At 39.5% G+C, this 7,658-nt stretch carries 9 protein-coding genes and 1 pseudogene; all 10 read left to right on the forward strand.

Going from position 1 to position 7,658, the window contains the following annotated elements; translation table 11 throughout:
• A pseudogene (locus tag ACFIM6_RS09150) lies at positions 1-150 on the forward strand (DUF3792 domain-containing protein); the annotation flags it as partial.
• Positions 151-380: 230 nt separating this feature from the next.
• Entirely contained in the window at positions 381-530 is a 150-nt protein-coding gene (locus ACFIM6_RS09155) for a hypothetical protein (RefSeq protein WP_375612575.1), read from the forward strand.
• A gap of 63 nt (positions 531-593) precedes the next feature.
• Entirely contained in the window at positions 594-1,784 is a 1,191-nt protein-coding gene (locus ACFIM6_RS09160; RefSeq protein WP_375612576.1) for a hypothetical protein, read from the forward strand.
• Complete coding sequence (locus tag ACFIM6_RS09165) at positions 1,781-2,971, forward strand: MFS transporter (RefSeq protein WP_375612577.1); 1,191 nt, start codon at positions 1,781-1,783, stop codon at positions 2,969-2,971. The genes ACFIM6_RS09160 and ACFIM6_RS09165 overlap by 4 nt, the downstream gene beginning before the upstream one ends.
• A gap of 204 nt (positions 2,972-3,175) precedes the next feature.
• A complete protein-coding gene (locus ACFIM6_RS09170; RefSeq protein WP_375612578.1) occupies positions 3,176-3,850 on the forward strand; it encodes a hypothetical protein in 675 nt (224 codons plus the stop codon).
• A 10-nt stretch (positions 3,851-3,860) separates the two neighbouring features.
• Positions 3,861-5,099, forward strand: a complete 1,239-nt coding sequence (locus tag ACFIM6_RS09175; protein ID WP_375612579.1) for a DUF2087 domain-containing protein — start codon at positions 3,861-3,863, stop codon at positions 5,097-5,099.
• A 531-nt stretch (positions 5,100-5,630) separates the two neighbouring features.
• Positions 5,631-6,785, forward strand: coding sequence for an MFS transporter (locus ACFIM6_RS09180; RefSeq protein WP_375612580.1), 1,155 nt, complete (start codon positions 5,631-5,633; stop codon positions 6,783-6,785).
• A 9-nt stretch (positions 6,786-6,794) separates the two neighbouring features.
• Positions 6,795-6,917 (forward strand): hypothetical protein, encoded by a 123-nt coding sequence (locus ACFIM6_RS09185; protein WP_375612581.1) that lies wholly within the window; start codon positions 6,795-6,797, stop codon positions 6,915-6,917.
• A 156-nt stretch (positions 6,918-7,073) separates the two neighbouring features.
• Entirely contained in the window at positions 7,074-7,412 is a 339-nt protein-coding gene (locus ACFIM6_RS09190) for a hypothetical protein (RefSeq protein WP_375612582.1), read from the forward strand.
• Complete coding sequence (locus ACFIM6_RS09195) at positions 7,391-7,492, forward strand: DUF2087 domain-containing protein (protein WP_375612583.1); 102 nt, start codon at positions 7,391-7,393, stop codon at positions 7,490-7,492. Before ACFIM6_RS09190 ends, ACFIM6_RS09195 begins: the two co-directional genes overlap by 22 nt.
• The last annotated feature ends 166 nt before the right edge of the window (positions 7,493-7,658 follow it).

Here is a 7,658-nt window from a genome sequence, read left to right on the forward strand (position 1 = left end):
AAGGGAGCAAAAAACACTGCAACTAAAGCCACAAAAACAGCCTCCAATATGGGGTGGTGGGGCTTTTTAGGAAGTCTGGTAGGCGCCATTATTTCCAGTGTTTTTGGCTATTATGGTTATAGAAGCCGTAAGGACACTTTCATGCTTTAAAACATCTACCTGTCTACCTTTAAAGCAAATACATAAAAAGCTGCACGCATAGTGCAGCTTTTTTTGTAAATTCTTCTTAATCACTCTAAAATTCAGCCCTCTTATTTAAAATGCTCTTTGCAATCAACATAACATTTGACAAAAATAAAATCCATATTAAGAGGAAATAAGTGGTAGTTTTTTTATTTTGGTCATCATTGTTTTTCTATCAACTATAAGGGGGGAAATATATGAATATTTCACTTAATAAAGTAAAAAATGTTATTGAATTGGCTGCTGATGAAGTTGTGCCAACTATAATGCTTGATAAGTATGCACAGCGTAACGATACTCAAATTTGTCAAAATGAGCTTGATGTGAATGGTTCGTTAGAAGTTTAATAATGTATTGTTGATACAGATCTATTTACATATCTAACTTTAAAATTAAGTATATTTAAGTGCATGTTTCAGTTATTTTCAGAGAGCTTTTCTCAAAAAATTTGGGCTAAGCAAGCAGCTGAATTGTCAATTTCGTACATCCCTTTCGATGAAAGGGATGTTTTGAATGCTTTAAGACAATACGCTCTACATCCTCATAAACTCTTAGCTCTTAATCCTAAATCCGAAGTAGTAACAGTGGTTAATAGAGTGCGGAGTCCACGTACTCTTTCAAACTTTCTTGTTTTAGATACGGATAGAACTATAGAAGAATATACTGCCCGCGTTGACCAATATGCCGAAGGACAAGAATGGGCGGTCATGTATTATGGATTATACGCTGCAACCCCTGTTCTATGGGATGTGGCAAAACAGTTTTCAGATCAATTAGCTCATTCTTTAGGTTTTAGTCCTGGTGGACGCGTAGATATTGACTGCTTCATCGGCCGATATTCCTCCACCCATGTTGGGATACATGTGGATCACGCTCATAATTTTGGTTTTACTCTACAGGATGGCAAAACAATGTTTGCATGGCCCAGTACACGAGAAGACCTCCAAGGGCTAAAATATCCTGAATATGAAGCGCATAAATTAACAGCAATTGCGCTGCAAAACCGTACAGACCGTGTTGCCTACTTTCCCCATGATGCTTTCCACGTTGCTGAAACTGGAAAAAATATCGCGGCAAATATCAATATTGCTTTTTGGGAAACAGCACACGATGCACAACATCATAAAAATTATGTCACGCATTTACTCCATCTTGATGATCGAACGCGACATGATATCCGCGCATCAGGAAGAGCAAATTTAAACCCTGATAATGCTTTTCAACACTCTGCACTAAACTCCGCCATCGCAAATGGTACCTTAAAACGCCATATGCTGGTTTCTCAATTAATTTGTGATACAAGTTCACGTTTATGTGTCAAGCGCCCCCTTGTTGACGTCTCCGAAATTGAAAATGAAATCACTCTTCGCCCACCTGCAACCCTGCAATGGGTGCCCTTAACTGAAACAAAAGAACTGCTCATCGCAGCAAATGGGCATTGCGCCAGTTTTGAGTATAGCTCTCATCTAGAACATTTCCTTTCTCAACTTTCATCAGGAAAAAAATTAGATCTAGCAAAATTAAATGATAAACCACATGACACAGCACAGAAGGAAATTTTAAAAGCTGTAAAAGCTTTAGCATGTTGGGGAGCATTGTGACAAAGAAAAAATCCATGATTTTTACCCAAATGGGGCTTTTCCTTGTTTTGGGCTTTAGCAGCTTTGCCGATGAAACAGCACAAGTTACATTTGCTCTCCACTTAGCAGAAAGCACAGCATCTATTTCAATGCTGCTGTTTGCAGGGCTTGTCGGGGCAATTTGTGCAGGCCCCATTGCACCACGTCTCTTACATCGCTTCCAACCAGCGCGAACAGTACCCATTGTTTTATTGTTTGAAGCACTCTTTATAGCCACAGCTGCAATCGCCAACCAATTTTGGGTTTATATTGCCCTTTCTTTCGCACTAGGTTGTGCTGGTTCACTCTTTTGGTCTGCTATCCTCGTTTCCGTCCCAGAATTTGCAACCAATGATCAGCAATTAGACCGTATCAACCGCATTATCCAAACAGTCCGTAATCTTGGCTATATTGCCGGACCACTGCTAGGGGGTGTATTGTATGGTCTATCGAACGGGCAAAAAGGATTGTTTGTGTTGTCAATCATGGTTCTTTTTGCTACCTTTATCACTCTCTTCTGTTTTAAAAGTTTAAAAATTCATACGCAAACGACAAACACAACGCAAAAAAGCAAAAAAGGGCTAGATTTAACGGGTCTCTTGCGTAAAAAAAATGTTGTCTATGCTCTTTCTCCCCTCATCATTACCATCATCCTCACCTCTGCTCTCAACGTCTTATCGATTGTCCGCATCCGCACTGAGCTGTACTTCAGTGCAGAAACCTATGGGGTAATCACAAGCATGTTAAGTCTTGGCCTCGTGGTTGGTCCACTCTGTTTCTCCAGCCTTTTTCATCGCTTTGGTAATGCCGCTGGTGCATCACTTGCCGCTACAATAATTGGTTTTGCAATTTTCTGCTTTTCCTTAACACATATTGTATGGTTAATGATGCTGTCATTTTTCATCCTTGGGGGTGCTAACGGCGTGCAAAATGCTCTGATGGCAAGTTTTATGATGAAAGCCATTCAGAAAGAACACCGAAACAACCAAATGCCTGCCTATATCTTTATCATACAAACAGCGGTGTGCCTTGGCTTTCTAGGAGCCGGTTTTGTAAAAGTGCATCACACCCAAAGCACACTGTTTATCATTGGCATCGCCACCATGATCACAGGCATCTTAGGTTTTATTGTGAACAGTGCCGTACAAAAAAAAACAGAGAGAATTTGATAATGGTTAGTGGACGAGGCGTTTTTCTCAAGCAAACCATACACCACAAAAGGACATGACAATCACCCCTCGATAAAATCGTTGTATCTCCCATACAACCCCACACCAACCAATAAGACTTTGATGAACCACTCTTGAGTGTGGAAGAGCTAACAACCATTCCCAAAATTTAGTTTATAGCAAAATAGAAACCGGTTTAACATCATGCAACAAGATCCTATAGGCTTAAACTTTTACAATGGAACAGGCGGCTATGTGTGGCAACTGGCAGACTATATGCGACATGATTGTCATGAGAGCTCCCACACACTTGAATTGCAAAAACCAACGCCGCCCATAGCCATCAATTCTTTCGCTGTCTACCCAAGTGAACTCAATCCTTTATCACGCGTTCAATGGGCAAAAGATGTACAAATAATAAAAAACAAACCAGCACTCATTGGCAAACGGCAAATACAACCCATCACCATTGTTTCTACAAAAGGAGCGGCATTTGGCGGATTCGACTTTCCCACATTTGAAGCACTTCGTGAAGGCTGCCTTGTCCAATCACTGAGGGAAATACAATTCAATGATACTCTTCTTGCCTCTGGAAGTCTTTTGATATCACTTTTACAACACGGTCTCATCGAAACAGATCAAAAAGCATTTTCAGAAAATGATGCAACCGCTCTTTTACGAGAGCCAACATGTATTATCATAGATTCTTCTCTTGGCAGTCTTGCCATTAATCAACTCAATGGGCGTACAATCCGGCTTCATGAAAAAACAAAACATCTCTTGAAGCAAGCCACCACACCAATGCACATTCAACACCCTATAGAGGATTCAATAAAATTTTTTGTAAAAGCAGGAATGCTACGATTGGTAAAATTATAAGGATAAAAAGATGCAGCTGATAAGACCTGGCATGGGAACAGAAAATAGTGCACAGCTCATTTATGCGCTTATTCAAATGGCAAGACCGCGCACAGTCATTGAAATCGGTGCTGGTGATAGTACGCGCTTGATTGCTAAAGCACTGCAAAAAGCAAAACAAACATGGCAACAAGATAAAAAACTTTTAGAATCCTCCACCTGGGAAGAGCGCACAGCTTTGCTTGACCCTTCAGGAATCCTTGAGAATTACGAACCTCGGCTTATCACCATTGATGATTTTACAGTCGAAGGTCAATCAGCAGAAGAAGCATGGCAAAAACTGCTTCAAGACGGTATTGAAAAAGACATGGTAACATTTATCCATGAGAATTTCTTCTCTCTCGATGAAAGCACCCTCAAATCTTGGGGACCAATAGATTTTGCTTGGCTTGATGCTGGTACTCCCGCAGATGATGTGCGATTTGTTACCACAGTTTGGGAACACATCACCGCGGGTGGTTATCTTTGTCTACATGAACCAACCATAACAACAACAATTGCTCTCAATGGCGAACAACGGGTTCGACGCGTCAGAACTCCTTTGTGGGAAGAAATTCTCTACCGGCTTGATGGCTCCTATGAAGCTTTAACACTCCCCGAAAACCACAAATATCGCCAGGGTGGTCTGGGGATTATTCGCAAACGCACCCCAGCCGAACAAATTGTACGCGCACAATCGCTACAAGCAGAACTCATAGAAATCAATGAACTGCCCATTCGCAATGATCTTTTGCCCATGGGGAAAGAAACCCTTCACAAACGCAATACCCGCAATTCACTGATCTCTGCCATGACGTCACCGACACTGCGCGCTGTTTATGCCGCCATTATCCTTGGTGCAAAAAATCTTACTGATATCCTCAAACATGTCGATTCAGATGCCAAAAACATTCACAAATCCATCAATCGCCTTTTGAATCTTGGACTTATTCACAACACAACAGAAGGATTTCAAGCCGAAGAGACAGTGTGGAAAATGCTAGAAAATAAACATGAACGGGAGAGGGAAAATTTAAGCGACCGCCATTTAGAAACAGAAGAGATGCTATCAAAAATTGGTGAAGCCTTTCAAATGGGAAAAATCTATAGCGAAACGGAAGTTTCCAAGATATGCAACCTCTTTACGATAGACTTTGCCCGATTACGACGCACTCTTGTTGAGAGAGGTTTTTTACAACGCCATGGAGGAAAATATCAACGCATGCGCTAAAAGAGAATTGAAAAATGATTAGCGAACGCTATCGTTTTTCTTCTCTATTTCAAGAGAATGAATAACCTTCCACTAAAAAATATAATTTCATTAAAAGGTTACAAAATCATTCATCCCATTCATATGTTGACAATCTATGGAGATGAGATTAGCGTGCTCTCTTCGCAAGAGATGCAATGGGGAGGAACAAGAGTGCGAGATGCCAATTGGTTATCAAAAAGGATTGGGTGGTTATCAAATAGGGTTAAAAACAGTCAAAACCATCAGGAGAAGATATAGGATCAAGGTCTCAATGGATCTTACGATTGTTGCGCGAACATCTGGGCACAGTGTTGTTGCTCAATCCAAATCATGCTCGATATTTCTAAAAACATCGTAGAAAAAACAATATTCTTGCATTGGACTGGCTAGTGAATCAAGAAAGATACTATTTCAACGAAATGTGCACAGCAGAAATAGGGCTGGCAAAACTTCCTCAAAAGATACAACAAAATGTCTTTGATCATTTAACAACACTTCTATGGAAATTCCATGGGCAAAAATAAAATTCCTTTTTTCATCTATAGCACAGTTTTTCTTTCTGAATTTTCCTTTTTCTTTGTACTCCCTTTGCTTGGAAACTCTTCTCTCATAACTGCTGCCAATGTTGCTTTTTATCTCGCTGGATCGGTAATCCTTGAAAGCATTCTCATGGTAACCACAACAGGTTTATTAGAAAGATTTTCCCGTAAACTCTTAATGGCTACCGCCTTTATTTTAAGGAGTAGCGCTTTTGTGTGCATTATCCTATCGCTCACACCTTCTGCATGGTTGATCTTTTTTACCTTAATGGCTTTTTCGAAAGCAATTTCAAAGCCATTTTTGAGAGAAATTTTATCAGAACATCTCAATGAAAATGCTCTTAAACGCGCATTAACTCTCTATTCTTTTTTTCAAAATGCTGCTGTCGTTATCGCCCCTCTTGTTGCAACGAGTGCCATAAAATACAACGCATCAACCTTCTTAATGGCTTTTTTTGCACTCATTGGTTTGTATCTTTGTGTTCTATCCATTCAAATTGTTTATCATTACCCGCATAAAACATTATCTCTTGAAAAGAATAAAAAAACAAAAAAAGCTCTTCTTTCTTCTTTAAAAACAATAATACATAATCGTTCTATTGCTTATTTGCTGGTCACGGCTTTGCTTTGTGCATTCCTCATGGGAATTTTCATCACCACCACAACACTTCTCAGTAAATTTGACAGCAATCTCGCCCCTTATAGTGGAATTTTCTTTTCAATTGTTGGCATCAGTATTTGTATCTGGCAAGGAATAATCAATAAACATCTCAGCCTTTCTGATAAATCAACTTTTTATCTGCTCTGCTTTATGGGAAGTTTCTCCTCGTTTTTCCTCATAGGTGGGGTCTTTACCGCTGTGACTGCGTTAATTGCCTACAGTGTCTATGAATCTGTCATGATTCCAGAGATATACTATCAAGCAGGGAAAACAACTACATCCCTCTCTGCCAGTGTTCTTTTCAGTTATATTCTTGTTATTTCAAATATTGGCCAAGCCGCCGGCTCATGGACAAGTGGATGGATTATCAGCCATTTCAACAATCATATCGCTTTCACCTTTTGCATGATTGTTGGTGCCTCCGCCTTTGCTTCTTGCCTTTGCCTCATGCAAACGAAAAAATAAGCAGCTTCCATGTCACATATAGTTTTTGCAACCGGTGGCACAACAAGAGCACTCAAAACACTTCGCCATAAATGGCTCAATTATGATTTTGTAACACACTCTGCGGCAAAAAAGCTCAAAACGGTCTTTTAAGATTGCTCTGTAAACGCCGTTGCAAATTGTCTCATAGCTTAAAGGATTATGGGGTAGACAAGCGTAAGGTAGCTACATTCTGCACGAATAATATTCTATTGATATCCATGTGCAATACAGCCAAATCATTTTTCTTATAATTCGCTCATTTCTGCCATGACCTCACCGACACTACGCGCTGTCTATACTGTTATTATACTTGGTGCTAAAATTCTTTCTGATATCCTCAAACTTGTCAATTCAGAGACCAAAAACATTCACAAATCTATTAATCGCCTTTTAAACCTTGGTCTTATTCAAAACACAACAAAGGGATTTCAAGCAATCGATAAATTATGGCAAGCGCTAGAAGATAAAAATGTACGAAATATGGAAATTTTTAGCGATCGTCATTTAGAAACAGAAGATATACTTACAAAAATTGCAGAAGCATTTAAAATAGGAAAAACTATCGCGAAACGGAAACATCAAAAATATGTAGCCTTTTTACTTTAGATTTTGCGAGATTAAGACGAATCTTGGTGGAAAATGGATTTTTAAGACGATATGCAAGCAAATATCAGCGCATACGTTGAAAGAAAAAATTCAAGCATTTGAGTTTTTCTTATGCAGCGTTTTGTTTTTTTGTTTTCTGTAAAGAGAGTTTAGGCCAGCTATGCGCCCCCCTTAGTATTTAGTGGTATAGATAGTTTGGAGGTCAAGGAATTGTTTGCAGTTTTTTGTTACAAAAAGTTAGCAGAT

This window comes from Bartonella sp. AA9NXGY (genome assembly GCF_042196845.1).
In the GTDB taxonomy this organism is placed as follows: Bacteria; Pseudomonadota; Alphaproteobacteria; order Rhizobiales; family Rhizobiaceae; genus Bartonella.